This window comes from Mesorhizobium sp. M7A.F.Ca.US.007.01.2.1 (genome assembly GCF_003998165.1).
Lineage (GTDB): Bacteria > Pseudomonadota > Alphaproteobacteria > Rhizobiales > Rhizobiaceae > Mesorhizobium > Mesorhizobium ciceri.
The window spans coordinates 1-15,568 of record NZ_RZQP01000146.1 but is presented as its reverse complement, the minus strand read 5'-3'; the positions used below and the strand labels follow the sequence as shown (position 1 = coordinate 15,568).

Annotated in this window: 13 protein-coding genes; 7 read left to right on the top strand and 6 right to left on the bottom strand. The window is 62.7% G+C overall.

All coding sequences use genetic code 11. The annotated features are described in order from the left end of the window. Positions 1 to 1,291, bottom strand: a 1,291-nt coding sequence (locus EN949_RS23080; protein WP_164782533.1) for a PLP-dependent aminotransferase family protein, incomplete at its 3' end; no start/stop codon positions are given. A gap of 323 nt (positions 1,292 to 1,614) precedes the next feature. Between EN949_RS23080 and pgi the strand changes: the two genes are divergently transcribed. Together pgi and EN949_RS23070 are read left to right on the top strand one after the other, a co-directional pair. Further along, positions 1,615 to 3,258, top strand: coding sequence for a glucose-6-phosphate isomerase (pgi, locus tag EN949_RS23075; protein ID WP_082826639.1), 1,644 nt, complete (start codon positions 1,615 to 1,617; stop codon positions 3,256 to 3,258). A 5-nt stretch (positions 3,259 to 3,263) separates the two neighbouring features. Continuing rightward, on the top strand, positions 3,264 to 3,986 hold the full coding sequence (locus EN949_RS23070; protein ID WP_063169934.1) for an HAD family hydrolase: 723 nt from the start codon (positions 3,264 to 3,266) through the stop codon (positions 3,984 to 3,986). 359 nt (positions 3,987 to 4,345) lie between these two features. Here the strand turns inward: EN949_RS23070 and EN949_RS23065 are convergent, their stop codons facing one another. Both EN949_RS23065 and EN949_RS23060 read right to left on the bottom strand, forming a co-directional pair. Further along, positions 4,346 to 5,083, bottom strand: a complete 738-nt coding sequence (locus EN949_RS23065; protein ID WP_027161817.1) for a methyltransferase — start codon at positions 5,081 to 5,083, stop codon at positions 4,346 to 4,348. Then, positions 5,080 to 7,086, bottom strand: coding sequence for a long-chain fatty acid--CoA ligase (locus tag EN949_RS23060; protein ID WP_127367516.1), 2,007 nt, complete (start codon positions 7,084 to 7,086; stop codon positions 5,080 to 5,082). The genes EN949_RS23065 and EN949_RS23060 overlap by 4 nt, the downstream gene beginning before the upstream one ends. Before the next feature lie 453 nt (positions 7,087 to 7,539). Between EN949_RS23060 and EN949_RS23055 the strand changes: the two genes are divergently transcribed. From EN949_RS23055 to EN949_RS23035, 5 genes are all read left to right on the top strand, one after another. Then, positions 7,540 to 9,132, top strand: a complete 1,593-nt coding sequence (locus tag EN949_RS23055; protein WP_013527993.1) for an ABC transporter substrate-binding protein — start codon at positions 7,540 to 7,542, stop codon at positions 9,130 to 9,132. A 50-nt stretch (positions 9,133 to 9,182) separates the two neighbouring features. Beyond that, entirely contained in the window at positions 9,183 to 10,190 is a 1,008-nt protein-coding gene (locus tag EN949_RS23050) for an ABC transporter permease subunit (RefSeq protein WP_063169936.1), read from the top strand. Positions 10,191 to 10,260: 70 nt separating this feature from the next. Next, positions 10,261 to 11,115 (top strand): ABC transporter permease subunit, encoded by an 855-nt coding sequence (locus tag EN949_RS23045; RefSeq protein WP_224618710.1) that lies wholly within the window; start codon positions 10,261 to 10,263, stop codon positions 11,113 to 11,115. A 2-nt stretch (positions 11,116 to 11,117) separates the two neighbouring features. Next, the gene (locus EN949_RS23040) at positions 11,118 to 11,972 is read left to right on the top strand and encodes an ABC transporter ATP-binding protein (protein ID WP_024503389.1); all 855 of its coding nucleotides are present in this window, start codon (positions 11,118 to 11,120) and stop codon (positions 11,970 to 11,972) included. Then, a complete protein-coding gene (locus tag EN949_RS23035) occupies positions 11,972 to 12,802 on the top strand; it encodes a dipeptide ABC transporter ATP-binding protein (RefSeq protein WP_063169937.1) in 831 nt (276 codons plus the stop codon). The genes EN949_RS23040 and EN949_RS23035 overlap by 1 nt, the downstream gene beginning before the upstream one ends. 523 nt (positions 12,803 to 13,325) lie before the next feature. Here EN949_RS23035 and EN949_RS23030 read toward each other — a convergent pair. The 3 genes from EN949_RS23030 to EN949_RS23020 all read right to left on the bottom strand — a co-directional run. Continuing rightward, positions 13,326 to 13,766 (bottom strand): hypothetical protein, encoded by a 441-nt coding sequence (locus EN949_RS23030; RefSeq protein ID WP_063169939.1) that lies wholly within the window; start codon positions 13,764 to 13,766, stop codon positions 13,326 to 13,328. A gap of 128 nt (positions 13,767 to 13,894) precedes the next feature. Continuing rightward, on the bottom strand, positions 13,895 to 15,196 hold the full coding sequence (locus EN949_RS23025; protein ID WP_063169940.1) for a cysteine desulfurase-like protein: 1,302 nt from the start codon (positions 15,194 to 15,196) through the stop codon (positions 13,895 to 13,897). Positions 15,197 to 15,245: 49 nt separating this feature from the next. Next, on the bottom strand, positions 15,246 to 15,568 hold a 323-nt coding region (locus EN949_RS23020; RefSeq protein WP_127371789.1), incomplete at its 5' end, for an ABC transporter permease subunit.

The window sequence follows — 15,568 nt, the reverse complement described above, 5'->3', positions numbered from 1 at the left end:
GCCCTTCGAGCCACAGCGACGTACCGCCGGCCGAATCGGTCGAGCGCCATTCCGGCAGGAAGGCGGAAATCGCATGGACCAGCCGCTTGCGCCGCTCGTCGAAGGCTGACGACAGCCGCCGCACCAGCGCCTCGTGGTGGCCGAGCGACAGGAACAGTGCGACGGCGCGCTGATTGTTGGCCGGCGGATGACGCAGCATGAAGCGGCGCAGCGCCCGGAGCTCCGCGATCAGTCCGGCGGACGCCACGATGTAGCCGAGCCGCAGGCCGGGAGCCAGCGTCTTGGACATCGAGCCGACATAGACCACGCGGCCGGAACGATCGAGGCTCTTCAGCGCTTGCTGCGGTGCCTCGTCGAGAAGCTGGCTGTCATAGCCGTCCTCGATGATGATCTGGTTGTAGCGGTTGGCGCGCGCCAGAAGATCCTGCCGCCGTTCCGCCGACAACGGCACCATGGTCGGGCAATGATGGCTGGGCGTGACGAAGACGAAGCCGGAATCATTGGGAATAGAAGCAGTTACGATGCCGGACTGGTCGACCGGCACCGGCTGTATCTCTGCGCCCGCAAGGCGGAAGATCGAGCGCGCGTCGGGGTAACCGGGGTCCTCCATCGCCACCTTGGAGCCCTTGGACATCAGCAGCGTCGCCAGCATGTAGAGCGCGTTCTGGGCGCCCAGCGTGACGATGATCTCGTCGGGATTGGCGAAGATGCCGCGCCGGGGCAGGAGCCGCGCCTGGATCTGCTCGATCAGCAGCGGATCGTCACGGTCGACCATATCGGATGCCCAGTTGCGGATTTCCAGCACGGCAAGCGCCATGCGGTTGCACTCGCGCCATTCAGCGGTCGGGAACAGCGCCGGGTCGAACTGCCCGTAGACGAAAGGATAGGACGACTTGATCCAGTTCTCGTGCTTGGCCGGCGGCGGCATGTCGCTTGCGGCGATCTTGCGGCGTGCCTTCCAGTCGATCTCATTGGCCTGGTCGGGCGCCTTCTGGTGCGGCTTGGCCGGTGTCGCCAGCACATCGGGATTGACGAAATGGCCACGCCGCTCGCGCGCCACCAGGAAACCCTGGTCGACGAGCTGCTGGAACGCCAGCACCACGGTTCCGCGCGCGACGCCGAGTTTTTCGGCCAGGATGCGGCAGGAAGGGAGCGGCATCGAAGCGGCGATCTGGCGGTCGAGAATGGCGGCTACGATGGCCTGGCGGATCTGCGCCTGCAGGGTTTGGCCGGATTCGGCCGAAATCCGGAACAGGCCGGACCATATCGCCGTGTCGTTTCGCTGTGGCATGGGAGATTTCCTCGATGGCCAGCCTTTTTCGTTTGGCTGGACCAGCCGAACGTAACCGTGGCACAAGGGGTTGCGCCAATCAATTTTTCTGATCGTTGGGATTTATGCCAGTGATCCTTCACGTCCTTTTGATGCCGCGTTGCGGCATCGTGGGGTGACGCGGCGCTTCATCCCGGCGATGACATCGTGCGTCATGGCGGCGTGTGGGTGTGCGTCATCGCTGCGCATTGATACGGGTGGAGTTCGGCCCGATAGATTGTCGCGACGACACGCGCCGGAAACATCCGGTCCGTAATGATGGCTCGAGGTCTCGGAGTTTGGCAGTGGATCAATCGTCCTTTCAAAAACAGCTCGCCGCCTTGCGCGACCACCGCGCGGCGGCGCCCGCCAGCATGCGCCAGACCTTCGCCGCCGATCCCAAGCGGTTCGTGGAATTCTCCGCCACCGACGGCGATCTGCTGCTCGACTGGTCGAAGTGCGCGGTCGACGCGACCACCATGGAGCAGCTGGAAAAGCTCGCGCAGGCCGCCGATCTCGAAGGCCGCCGCGCCGCCATGTTCGCGGGCAAGAAGATCAACGTCACCGAGGACCGTGCCGTGCTGCACACGGCGCTGCGCAACCTGACCGGCAAGGGCGTCACCGTCGATGGCCAGGACGTCAAGGCGGACGTCATCGCCGTGCTCGACGCCATGGGCGCCTTTGCCGATGCCGTGCGCTCGGGCAAGGCGGCCGGCGCCACCGGCAAGAAGATCACCGACATCGTCAACATCGGCATCGGCGGTTCCGATCTCGGCCCGGCCATGGCGACGCTGGCACTGGCGCCCTATCATGACGGGCCGCGCGCGCATTACGTCTCCAACATAGACGGCGCCCATATCCACGACACGCTGAAGGGCCTCTCCGCCGAGACCACGCTTTTCATCATCGCTTCCAAGACCTTCACCACCGTCGAGACGATGACCAATGCGCAGACGGCGCGCGACTGGGTGGAGAAGGCGCTCGGCAAGGAAGCGGTCGGCAAGCATTTCGCCGCCGTCTCGACCGCGCTCGACCTGGTGGCCAAGTTCGGCATCGCGCCCGATCGCGTCTTCGGCTTCTGGGACTGGGTCGGTGGCCGCTATTCGCTCTGGGGTGCCATCGGCCTGCCGGTGATGATCGCTGTCGGCCCGCGGAATTTTCGCGCCTTCCTTGATGGCGCGCATGAGATGGACGAGCATTTCCGCACCGCGCCGGTGCAGGAGAACCTGCCGGCGCTGCTGGGACTGGTCGGCTGGTGGCATCGCGTGATCTGCGGTTACCCGGCGCGCGCCGTCATCCCTTACGACCAGCGCCTGTCCAGGCTGCCGGCCTATTTGCAGCAGCTTGACATGGAATCGAACGGCAAGAGCGTCACCCTCGAAGGCACGGCGGTGACGACGCCGACCGGACCGCTGGTCTGGGGTGAGCCCGGCACCAACGGCCAGCATGCCTTCTTCCAGCTGCTGCACCAGGGCACCGATTTCATCCCGGTCGAATTCCTTGCCGCGGCCGTCGGCCACGAGCCCGATCTCAAGCACCAGCATGATCTGCTGCTCGCCAACTGCCTGGCGCAGTCGGAAGCGCTGATGAAGGGCCGCACGCTGGACGAGGCGCGCGCCCAGATGCTGGCCAAGGGCATGAAGCCGGCCGAGGTCGACAAGATCGCGCCGCACCGCGTCTTCTCGGGTAACCGTCCCTCGGTCACCATCCTCTACAGAAAGCTCGACCCGCGCACCTTCGGCCGGCTGATCGCGCTCTACGAGCACCGCGTCTTCGTCGAGGGCACGCTGTTCAACATCAACTCCTTCGATCAGTGGGGCGTCGAACTCGGCAAGGAACTGGCCACCGGCCTGTTGCCTGTCGTGGAGGGCAAGGAAAGTGCCGCCAATCGGGATGCATCGACCGCTGGCCTTGTGGGATTCATCCAGCATTTGCGTGGCTCGGAGTGAAAAGCTTGGCAGACATCAAGGGAATATTGTTCGACAAGGACGGCACGCTTGTCGACTTCAACGCCACCTGGCTCGGCGTTGCCGACTTCATGGCCATGGATGCGTCGGAAGGCGATCGCTGGAAAGCCGACAGGCTGCTGGCCGCTGCCGGCTTCGATTTCGCCAACAAGCGTTTCAAGCCGGACTCCATCTTTGCCTCCGGCACCAATCTCGACGTCGTCGAATTGTGGTTCCCACGCCTGTCCAACGAGGATCAGATGCTTGCGGTTGCCCGCTTCAACGAGATCACCTCCGTACAGGGCTCGGCGATGGCCGTGGCGCTGCCGGGCATCGTCGATACGCTGACGGCACTGCACAGGAAATCCTACCGGCTTGGCGTCGCCACCAACGATTCGACCAGCGGCGCGGAAAAGACGCTGGTCACGCTCGGCGTCGCTCAATTGTTCGACGCGGCCTATGGCTACGACGCGGTGGCCAATCCGAAGCCGGCGCCCGACACCATCCAGGCCTTTAGCGATCTCACCGGCCTCAAGCCGGCGGAAATCGCCATGGTCGGCGACAACCGGCACGACCTCGAAATGGCACGTGCCGGCGGCTGCGGGCTGGCGGTCGGCGTGCTCTCCGGCACCGGCACCCGCGAATCGCTGGCCGGCATTGCCGATGTGGTTCTGGATTCGGTCGCCGACCTGCCGGATTTTCTCTCGGCGCGGGTCAGGGAGACGATCTGACGGGAAAGGCTAGGTCAAACTCGATTCACCTCGGGATTTTCTGCCAATGGCCGAGATGGGGGAGCAGTCCATGGAAACTATCGAGCTTCTGGTTTGTTTTCGGACACAATGGGCCACTCATCAGCAGAACAAACGTACCCGCATTTGCCGCACCTGATCTTGGCGCTTTGCGCTGTCGATGTCTTCGCCTGGCTGAAGATCGAAGCCCCGATTTTCGCATTTTGGGCAAACTGTGAAACCGATACGTTGAACAACTTTAATCCACGCCACTCGACTTCTCCGACCAACGGCTAGTCGAATCTATTTTCTGCCCTCGATGTTTGTCCACAATGAGTAGAATTTAGGCTTGCTCTGTGGCGTCAGCGCGCTCCCTCCTCAAACGAAAAGACGCCGCTAAGCCTCGTCGCAGCCCCCTTCGCGTCGCCGAAATCCGGCACCTTGTATTCGGCGAGCAATCGCAGCCGGGACAGCGGCAGGTCGTTGCGGCGGGGATCTCCGACCAGCACCTCGATGCCGGCCGCCAGGCAGCGGTCGAGGAACGGGATAACCCGCAGAGCAACCTCAGGGCCGTAGAACACGTCGCCGGCAAGCACGAGCTCGACCGCCGGCGGGGGACCCGTGGTAATGTCCTTGTCGACAATGGCGATCTCGACGCCGTTGGCCGCGGCATTGAGGCCGATCGCGGCAACGCCGTTACGGTCGATCTCGGCGGCGATCACTTCGCGCGAACCGGCCTTGGCTGCGGCGATGCCGACAAGGCCGGAGCCGGCACCAAGGTCGAGCACGCGGCGACCGGCTACCGTTTGCGGATGATCCAGTATATGGCGCGCAAGCACCGCGCCGCCGGCCCACACGTAAGCCCAGTAAGGCGGCTGCGGCTCAGGTCCATTGTTGTCCGCCTCGATCGTGTCGTCATCGTCGTCAGCGCTTTGGTGCGTATCGGTAAGCCGTCTCAGGCCACTGGCCGGGTGCGGTGTAAAAAGCTGGATCTCAGGCACCGACGGCACCGGGGCGAGGCGCATGTTCGTCCTGATGAACTCTGCCGGGTCAGGACGGCAAGGTGCATCTACGGCATCCGCGCCGCCGGCTGCAATCATTCGCGCAGCGCTCGCCGCAGGATCTTGCCGACCGGCGTCTTCGGCAGTTCGGTGCGGAATTCGATGTATCTGGGCCGCTTGTAGCCGGTCAGGTTCTCGCGGCAAAAGGCGGTCAGTGCCTCGGCGGTCAGCGCCGGATCCTTCCTGACCACGAACAGTTTCGGCACCTCGCCCGAATGCTCGTCCGGCACGCCGATCGCCGCCACTTCGAGCACGCCCGGATGCATCGCCACGACTTCCTCGAGCTCGTTGGGATAGACGTTGAAGCCCGAGACCAGGATCATGTCCTTCTTGCGGTCGACGATCTTGGTGTAGCCGCGCTCGTCCATGAAGCCCATGTCGCCGGATTTGAAGTAGCCGTCCTTGGTCATCACCTTGGCGGTCTCATCCGGCCGGTTCCAGTAGCCCGCCATCACTTGCGGCCCCCGGATGCAGACTTCGCCGACCTCGCCGAGCGGCAAATTGTTGCCGTCTTCGTCGCGGATGGCGATCTCCGTCGAGGGCAGCGGCAAGCCGATGGTGCCGGTGAAGTCGCCGGCGGTGAACTTGTTGGCGGTGGCCACCGGCGAGGTTTCCGAGAGGCCGTAGCCTTCGGTGACCGAACATCCGGTCAGCGCCTTCCAGCGTTCGGCGACGCCCTTCTGCACCGCCATGCCGCCGCCCAGCGTCAGCACCAGCGGCTTGAAGTCGAGCTTGCGGAAATCCTCATTGTTGAGCAGCGCGTTGAACAGCGTGTTGAGGCCGGGAAAGATGTGCACCGGATATTTCTGCAATTCCTTGACGAAGCCTGGGATGTCGCGCGGATTGGGAATGAGCACATTGCGGGCGCCCTGCTGCATGCCCATCAGCGCGTTCACCGTCAGCGCGAAGATATGATAGAGCGGCAGCGCGCAGATGAAGTTGGGATGCGCGGGTTTCGGCTTGATCGTGTAGGCGTCCTCCATCCACCGCGCGTTCTGCGCGACGTTGGCGAGCACGTTGCTGTGCAGCAGCGTGGCGCCCTTCGAGACGCCCGTGGTGCCGCCCGTATATTGCAGGAAGGCGACATCGTCGGCTGCCACCTTGGCCGGCCTGAAGCCCATACCGGCGCCGGCCTTCATGGCGGCATTGAACTTGACATGGCCGGGCAGCGACCATGCCGGCACCATCTTCTTCACGCGGCGCACGACGAAATTGACGATTGTGCCCTTCAGCCCGCCAAGCATGTCGCCCATCGCGGCGACCACCACATGCTTGACCGCGGTCCTGGCGATCACCGCCTGCAAGGTGTTGGCGAAGTTCTCCAGGATGACGATGGCTTGCGCCCCGGAATCCTTCAGCTGGTGTTCGAGCTCGCGCGGCGTGTAGAGCGGATTGATGTTCACCACCACATAACCCGCTCGCAAGATCGCCATCATCGCCACCGGATATTGCAGCACGTTGGGCATCATCAGCGCGACGCGCGCGCCTTTCTGCAGGCCCTTCGATTGCAGGTAGGCGCCGAAGGCCGCCGACAGCCGCTCGACATCGGTGTAGCTGATGGACTTGTCCATGCAGGTGAAGGCCGGCTGCGCGGAAAACTGCTTGCAGGCGGCGACGAGGAAATCGCCGATCGAGCTGTAGGGCAGGGCGCCGATCTCCGCCTGCACGTTTTTCGGATAGCTCTTGAGCCACGGCTTTTCCGGCAAGCCGGCGGCCAGCGCCGTCAGCGCTTTCGGCAATCGGTTGGCGGTGGCGTCGGCCGGCTTTGCCGCCGGTGGGGCCTTCACCGCTGCCGCGGCCTTCGAGGCCGGCCTGGCAGCGGGCTTTGCCGCACCCGCTTTACGCCCCGGCGCCGTCTTTCCGGCCGCAGCCTTGGCCGGGGCTTTCACCGCCGGCTTTGTGCTTGCCCTTACAGGTGCCGCGGCCGCCTTCGGCTTGGCGGCTTTGGCAACGGGTGCTTTCGGCTTGGCAGTACCGGCTGCTTTCGACGGCGCCTTGGCTCCCGCTTTCACCGGCGCCGTCGTCCTTGATGCTTTTGCCAACCGTTCCTCCCTGGACAAGTCTTGTTCATCCGTGCCGCACTCGCCCCTGAATTGGCAAGGGCGTCCTCCGCTGCGGCCGCTACACCCTATGTATTGCCTCCCTTGGTGAGCGTGCAAGTCTTGCCCTTGCGGCAACGCGGCGAAAGATTTGCCGTCGAAAGTCTTTGCCGCCGCCAGCGCTCCAGGCGGTGTCCTGACGCATCCCACGGCCGCTCGGAAGCGCCGGGAACATTTATATCGTCAGCCTGGCGATCAATAAAAAAATTCGGCTGTTAATAATCTCGTGAACGGAAGAAACGGCTAATTTTTTCTGCAATTTGGCAAAGTTGCGGATTTTTTTCCTGCTTCCCGCGGGGTAAGCAAACGGGGTGTTCCAAAGCCGGAAAAACGGTGCTTATATGCGCGCTTCGCGAGCCTGATAGAGGGGCTTGGAAGAACATCAGGGAGTGCTCAATGAATAAGAAGCTGACTTTTGCAGCCGCGTTGCTGGCTGCAAGCGTCCTGGGCGGCATGGCCAATGCGAAAACTCTGGTCTACTGCGCGGAAGCTTCGCCGGAAGGTTTCGATCCGGCGCCGTATACCGCAGGCCAGACGTTCGACGCGTCCTCGCGCACCGTCTTCAACCGCCTCGTCGAATTCGATCACGGCAAGACGACGACCTCGCCGGGCCTGGCCGAAAGCTGGACGATCTCCGACGATGGCAAGGAATATGTCTTCAAGCTGCGCAAGGGCGTCAAGTTCGCCGCCACCGACTATTTCACCCCGACGCGCGACTTCAACGCCGACGACGTGGTGTTCTCGTTCGAACGTCAGGTCGACAAGAACGGTCCCTGGTTCCAGTACATTCCGGGCATTGCCTACCAGTATTACAATGACCAGTTCGGCGACAACATCACCAAGGTCGAGAAGGTCGATGACCTGACGGTGAAGTTCACCCTCAAGGAGCCGGCGATCACCTTCATTCCGACGCTGGGCATGGATTTTGCCTCCGTCGTCTCCAAGGAATATGCCGACAAGCTGCAGGCCGACAAGACGCCTGAGCTGTTCAACCAGAAGCCGATCGGCACCGGCCCGTTCATCTTCGTCGACTACCAGACCGACGCCGCCATCCGCTACAAGGCCAACCCGGACTATTGGGGCGGCAAGCAGAAGATCGACGATCTGGTCTTCGCCATCACCACCGATCCGGCCGTGCGCGCACAGAAGCTCAAGGCCGGCGAATGCAACATCATGTCGTACCCGGCACCGGCCGACATCGCCGGCCTGCAGGCCGATGCGAACCTGAAGGTCGAGGAGCAGGAAGGCCTCAATGTCGGCGCGCTGATGTACAACACCCAGCAGAAGCCGTTCGACGACGTGCGCGTGCGCAAGGCGCTCAACATGGCCATCAACAAGAAGGCCATCATCGACGCGGTCTTCCAGGGTGCCGGCCAGGTGGCGGTCAACCCGATCCCGCCGACCATGTGGTCCTACAACAAGGAAGTGAAGGACGATCCGTACGATCCGGATGCAGCCAAGAAGCTGCTTGAAGAGGCCGGCGTCAAGGACCTCAAGATGAACGTCTGGGCCATGCCGGTGTCGCGCCCCTACATGCCGAACGCGCGCCGCACCGCCGAATTGATCCAGGCGGACTTCGCCAAGGTCGGCGTCACCGTCGAGATCGTCAGCTACGATTGGGGTGAATACCTCAAGCGCGCTTCCGCGGTCGATCACGACGGCGCCGTCATCGTCGGCTGGACCGGCGACAATGGCGATCCGGACAACTTCCTCGGCGTGCTCCTGAGCTGCGCTTCCGTCGGTTCGAACAACCGCGCGGAATGGTGCAACAAGGACTTCGATGCGCTCATCAACAAGGCCAAGACCGTTTCGGATCAGGCCGAGCGCACCAAGCTCTATGAACAGGCACAGGTCATCTTCAAGGAACAGGCACCCTGGGCGACGCTCGCTCACTCCAAGGTGTTCATGCCGATGCAGAAGACCGTCACCGGCTTTGCGATGGATCCGCTCGGTATCCACCGCTTCGACGGCGTCGATATCGCCGAATAAGGTTGCGAAACGGGGGCGCCACCATGTGGTGACGCCCCCACTCGCCCGCCATGCTGCGTTATATCCTCGGCAAGCTCGCCCTCATCATCCCGACCTTCATCGGGATAACCATCCTCGCCTTTGGCTTCGTGCGCATCCTGCCCGGTGATCCGGTGCTGGTGCTTGCGGGCGAACGCGGCCTGTCGCCCGAACGCCACACGGCGCTCATGCACCAGTTCGGTTTCGACCTGCCGATCTGGCAACAATATCTGACCTATCTGACGAACATCCTCGGCGGTGATTTCGGCACCTCGTTTTCCACCAAGACACCGGTGCTCAAGGACTTCCTTGTCCGCTTTCCGGCAACGGTCGAGCTCGCCATCTTCGCCATGATCTTTGCCGTCATCCTGGGTGTGGCCGCCGGCATTTTCGCTGCCATCCGCCGCGGCTCCTGGTTCGACCAACTGACCATGGGCACGGCGCTGGCCGGCTATTCCATGCCGATCTTCTGGTGGGGTCTGCTGCTGATCATCGTGTTCTCCGGCATGCTGCACTGGACGCCGGTTTCAGGCCGCATCGACCTCCTCTACTTCTTCAAGCCGGTGACCGGCTTCATGACCATCGATTCCCTGATCTCGGGCCAGAAGGGCGCCTTCCGTTCGGCGCTGTCGCACCTGATCTTGCCGACCATCGTGCTCGGCACCATTCCGCTCGCCGTCATCGCGAGGCAGACGCGCTCGGCGATGCTCGAGGTGCTGGGTGAGGACTATGTCCGCACCGCGCGCGCCAAGGGCCTGGCGCCGCGTAGGGTTATCGGCCTGCACGCCTTCCGCAACGCGCTGATCCCGGTCGTCACCACCATCGGCCTGCAGGTCGGCACGCTGCTCACCGGCGCCATCCTGACCGAGAGCATCTTCTCCTGGCCCGGCATCGGCAAATGGATGATCGACGCCATTTCCAAGCGCGACTATTTCACCGTGCAGGGCGGGTTGCTTTTGATCGCGCTGATCGTCATGTCGGTGAACCTCATCGTCGACGTGCTCTACGCCGTCATCAACCCACGCATCCGGGCCAACTGACATGAGCAATGAAGGCCCCGCCACCATCGAAGCCGCGACCGTCGTCAAGCCGCAGGACGCCAGGTTGCAGATGTTCGGCGAGTTCTGGCATTACTTCTCCGTCAACAAGGGCGCGGTGATCGGGCTCTTCGTCTTCGCGCTGCTGATCCTGATCGCCATTTTCGCGCCGCTGCTGGCGCCGCATTCGCCGGACGATCAGTTCCGCGACTTCTTCCTGACGCCGCCGGCCTGGCAGGAGGGCGGCAATGCGCAGTTCCTGCTCGGCACCGACGCCGTCGGCCGCGATATGCTGTCGCGCCTGATCTACGGCTCGCGCTTCTCGCTCGCCATCGGCTTCGTCGTTGTCACGTCAGCGCTGATTTCAGGCGTCATCCTCGGCCTGCTCGCCGGCTACTGCCGCGGCTGGGTCGACACGCTGATCATGCGCATCATGGACATCATCCTGGCCTTCCCGTCGCTGCTCTTGGCCCTGGTGCTGGTCGCGGTGCTTGGCCCCGGCCTCGTCAACGCCATGATCGCCATCGCCTTCGTGCTGCAGCCGCATTTCGCCCGGCTCACCCGCGCCGCCGTGATGGCCGAAAAGACCCGCGAATATGTCGTCTCGGCCAAGGTCGCCGGCGCCAGCCATCTCAGGCTGATGCTGGTCACCATCCTGCCAAACTGCATCGCGCCGTTGATCGTGCAGGCGACGCTGTCCTTCTCCAACGCCATCCTCGAGGCGGCGGCCCTTGGCTTCCTCGGCATGGGCGCGCAGCCGCCGACGCCGGAATGGGGCACCATGCTGGCCGAAGCGCGCGAGTTCATCCTGCGCGCCTGGTGGGTGGTGACCTTCCCTGGCCTCGCCATCCTGATCACCGTCTTTGCCATCAACCTGATCGGCGACGGTCTGCGCGACGCGCTCGACCCCAAGCTGAAGAGGTCCTGAGCATGCCTCTGCTCGAGATCAAGAACCTCACCGTTTCCTTCGACACCGCGGCCGGACCGTTCATGGCCGTGCAAGGTATCGACCTGTCGATCGAGCCGCGCGAAGTGCTGGCGATCGTCGGCGAGTCCGGCTCCGGCAAGTCGGTGTCGATGCTGGCGGTGATGGGGCTGTTGCCCAACACGGCAACCGTCAAGGCCGACCGCATGGCCTTCGACGGCGTCGATCTGCTGAAGCTCAGCCCGTCCGAACGCCGCAAGATCGTCGGCAAGGACATCTCGATGATCTTCCAGGAGCCGATCGCCAGCCTCAACCCGTGCTTCACCGTCGGGTTCCAGATCGAGGAGGTGCTGCGCTTCCACATGGGCATGGACCGCGCCCAGCGCCGGGCGCGTGCCATCGAACTGATGAAGCTGGTCGGCATCGCCGACCCTGAAGAGCGGCTGAGTTCCTTCCCGCACCAGATGTCCGGCGGCCAGTGCCAGCGCGTCATGATCGCCATCGCCATTGCCTGCAATCCGAAACTGCTGATCGCCGACGAGCCGACCACGGCGCTCGACGTCACCATCCAGAAGCAGATCCTCGATCTGCTGGTTTCGCTGCAGGCCAAATACGGCATGGGCCTGATCATGATCACCCACAATATGGGCGTGGTGGCCGAGACCGCTGACCGCGTCATCGTCCAGTACAAGGGCCGCAAGATGGAAGAGGCCGACGTGCTGTCGCTGTTTGAATCGCCAAAGAGCAATTACACGCGGGCGCTGTTGTCGGCCTTGCCGGAAAACGCCGTCGGCGACCGGCTGCCGACCGTTTCCGACATGATGTTCGAGCCGGCGCCTTCTGCTGCGGGAGCCACCTGATGAGCACCACGGTTCTCGAAGGCAAGAACATCGTCCGCGACTACCACATCGGCGGCGGCCTGTTCACCGGGCCGCGCACCGTGCACGCGGTCAAGGGCGTCTCGTTCAAGGTCGACAAGGGCAAGACGCTGGCCATTGTCGGCGAAAGCGGCTGCGGCAAGTCAACGCTTGCCCGCATCATCACGCTGATCGATCCGGCGACATCGGGCGAATTGTTCATCGACGGCAACAAGGTCGACATCGCCAAGGGCGGATTGACCAAGGAGATGCGCCGCAAGGTGCAGATCGTCTTCCAGAACCCCTACGGATCGCTCAATCCGCGCCAGAAGATCGGCGACGTGCTGGGCGAGCCGCTTTTGATCAACACCGACAAGCCGGCGGCCGAGCGGCGCGACCTGGCGATGAAGATGCTGAAGAAGGTCGGGCTCGGTCACGAACATTACAATCGCTATCCGCATATGTTCTCCGGCGGCCAGCGCCAGCGCATCGCCATTGCCCGCGCGCTGATGCTCAATCCGAGCCTGCTGGTGCTGGACGAGCCGGTCTCGGCGCTCGATCTGTCGGTGCAGGCGCAGGTGCTCAACCTGCTCGCCGACCTGCAGGACGAGTTCCAGCTGACCTACGTCTTCATCAGCCACGATCTGTCCGTGGTACGCTACATCGCCGACGATGTGATGGTGATGTATTTCGGCGAAGCGGTGGAATACGGCTCGCGCGACGAGGTCTTCGCCGACCCCAAGCACAGCTACACCAGGACGCTGTTCGCCGCGACGCCGCGCGCCGACGTCGCGTCGATCAAAGCGAGGCTGGCGAAGAAGAAGGCCGCCTGAGGCTTTTCGTCATCCTAGGTCGTGAACTCATAAATGCAGTATGACCGCGATGATTGGGAAGCAGGGCAAAGGGGCTGGCTTAGCCCTCTACACCCCATTTTAATTGGCTGGCATCGATGACGTCTGATCCCATGTACTCAACAAAATAGCTTCGTATCCTTTGGCGATGCCGATCCCATCTGGGGGACATTCGCTCACTCTTGTTCTCAATTTCAGCTAGAAAGACCCATTCCACGAATTGGTCCGCTGTGACATCACCGGATTGAGGGATAAAATCGGTGACATGCATGAATTTGTCGCCGTGCATTCCTCCGCAATACCCATGACCAGCACAGACCGCGTGCATGAGCGAGTCGAATCTATTCTTTACTTTCATGGAACATGCGCGATGGTGAAGCGGGATGCCTAGGCGCGCTGCGACAGCATATATCCTTGGGTGTAGATCCGCAATGGAGTCGTTTTTCGACCGGGACCTTCATATTATTGCGGAGTCTGAATCAGATTCCGCCGCAGTATGAAAGTCTCAGCCGGAGGGGTCCTCAGCGGCCAGTGGTGTTTCCCGTGTCAGCAACCAATCTTGAGCCACGATCTCAATTGTGTCGTCACGGAAGTAGAACAGGAATTGACGGGAGGTCGGCAAATCCGCCGACAAGACATCCCAATCGTCATCCTCGACGACCCGAGTGTCGCCCATAACCTCGTAGAACTCGCCCCATTTCGGAGCCTGACCGCCGTAAAGCCCTTTTCCTGCAAACCATGCATGATCGTTCGTCGCGTCCCAACGAAAACGACTGCAGCCGAGGAATCGTAGCGTCGCAATTTCTCCAGGCTCGGCACTGTAGGCCCACGGGTTAAGACGAAAGGAAAGGCGGACGCTGTTGCCTTCGACTACCAGCTCTATGTCAGGAGCATTGGGCTCGGCATTCCAATCGGTGTTCAAGTGCTGGAACGATAAATTGGCCATCAGCCATCTTGCATGCTGGGAGGGCAGTTTTCCACCTATCGCAGTCCTTTTTCATTTATCAGTACAGGGCCTAGGGCGAAGCGTCGCGCAGACCCCAGGATTACGACCCCCAATGTAGCCGCAGCCTACTACTCGACCGGCCCGAAGGCCGCAGCTCGGGACAACTTCGCGACAATCGCACGCAGAGCTTCGCCGAAGCGCCGGACTTCCTCGACCGTGTTGTAGTGGACCAGCGAGGCGCGGATGGCGCCGCTGTCCATCGAGAGGTTGAGACGCTTCATCAGCCGTGGCGCGTACATGTGGCCGTCGCGGATGCCGATCTGCATCTCGGCCATTTCCTCGACGACCCGCTGCGGCGATAGTTTGCCGATGTTGAAGCAGAAGGTCGGCACGCGCTCATGGATGCGCGCCTCGTCGGCAACGCCGTAGATGGTTGCCCCGCAATCCTTCAGCACGGCCAGCATCTCGCGCGCCAGCACCAGCTCGTAGTCGCGGATGGCGCCCATGCCGGCAACGATGTTTTCGCGTCGGGAGCGGTTGTTGGACGGCGCCAGATTGCGGCCGATCAGTTCCAGATACTGCACCGCCGCATCCATGCCGGAAACGTTCTCGTAGATGAAGGTGCCGGCCTCGACCTTGTAGGGCGGCTCGTCGGGGATGAAGTCCTCGCGAAAGGTCGGCAGCCGCTTCAGCGTTTCGAAACGGCCCCACAGGAAGCCCATATGCGGCGAGAAATTCTTGTAGCCGGAGCAGACGAGATAGTCGCAATCCCAGGCCTGCACGTCGATCAGTCCATGCGGCCCGTAATGCACGCAGTCGAGGAACACTTCGGCGCCGGCCGCATGCGCGATCCCAGCCACCGCAGCGACATCGACGATCGAGCCGATCGAGTGCGCCGTGACCGTGCAGGCGACCAGGCGGGTGCGGTCCGAGACCAGCGGACGCAGATCGTCGACATGCAGATTGCCGTCCTCACGCATCCGCCACCATTTGAATTTCGCACCGGCCGATTCCAGCGCCAGCCAAGTCGCGATGTTGGCGTCATGATCCATGTCGGTGACGACGATCTCGTCGCGCTCTTGCAGCATCTGGCCGATGCCGAGGCTGACCAGGCGGATGAACGAGGTGGCATTCATGCCGAAGCAGATTTCCGCCGGGCTGTAGGCGTTGATGAGCAGAGCGACGCTTGTCCGCGCATCGGCGACCGATTGGTCGACGGTGACGCTGCGGCCATAGCGGCCGCCACGCTGCACATTGTGCGAAACCAGATGATTGGTCACCGCGTCGAGCACGCTCTGCGGGATCTGCGCGCCGGCGGCGTTGTCCAAAAAGATGAAATCGCCGGCCCGCTGCAAGGCTGGAAACATGGCGCGGATGGTGTCGACGGGGAACGCGGTGGCATTCGCATTGTCGGTTTGATGCTTATTCACGGGTAGGCTCCTGCGGAGGGCTTGGACGGGGTGGGATCGGTTGGCGAGGTCAGCGCTTCTTTTCGGTCTTGAAGCGCTCTTCAAGCAGGCTGACGAGGCGGACCATCGGCCAGAGGAAGATGAGATAGACAAGGGCGGCGCCGATCAGCGGCGATGGGTTGGCGTAGAGCGACTGCGCGTTGGTCGCTTCCTTCAAGAGTTCCGGCAGCGCCACGGTGGAGGCGAGCGAGGTGTCCTTGAACATCGAGACGCAGTTGCTGGTCATCGGCGGGATGACGACGCGGATCGCTTGCGGCAGCACCACCTTGCGCAAGGTCAGGAGGAACGGCAGGCCAAGCGCCTGCGACGCCTCGAACTGGCCACGCGGAATGC

Bases quoted from the DNA above. Each gene is read 5' to 3' on its own strand.
- EN949_RS23065 (WP_027161817.1), bottom strand. From the start codon at position 5,083: ATGATTGCAGCCGGCGGCGCGGATGCCGTAGATGCACCTTGCCGTCCT.
- EN949_RS23055 (WP_013527993.1), top strand. From the start codon at position 7,540: ATGAATAAGAAGCTGACTTTTGCAGCCGCGTTGCTGGCTGCAAGCGTC.
- EN949_RS23050 (WP_063169936.1), top strand. From the start codon at position 9,183: ATGCTGCGTTATATCCTCGGCAAGCTCGCCCTCATCATCCCGACCTTC.
- EN949_RS23045 (WP_224618710.1), top strand. From the start codon at position 10,261: ATGTTCGGCGAGTTCTGGCATTACTTCTCCGTCAACAAGGGCGCGGTG.
- EN949_RS23040 (WP_024503389.1), top strand. From the start codon at position 11,118: ATGCCTCTGCTCGAGATCAAGAACCTCACCGTTTCCTTCGACACCGCG.
- EN949_RS23035 (WP_063169937.1), top strand. From the start codon at position 11,972: ATGAGCACCACGGTTCTCGAAGGCAAGAACATCGTCCGCGACTACCAC.
- EN949_RS23030 (WP_063169939.1), bottom strand. From the start codon at position 13,766: ATGGCCAATTTATCGTTCCAGCACTTGAACACCGATTGGAATGCCGAG.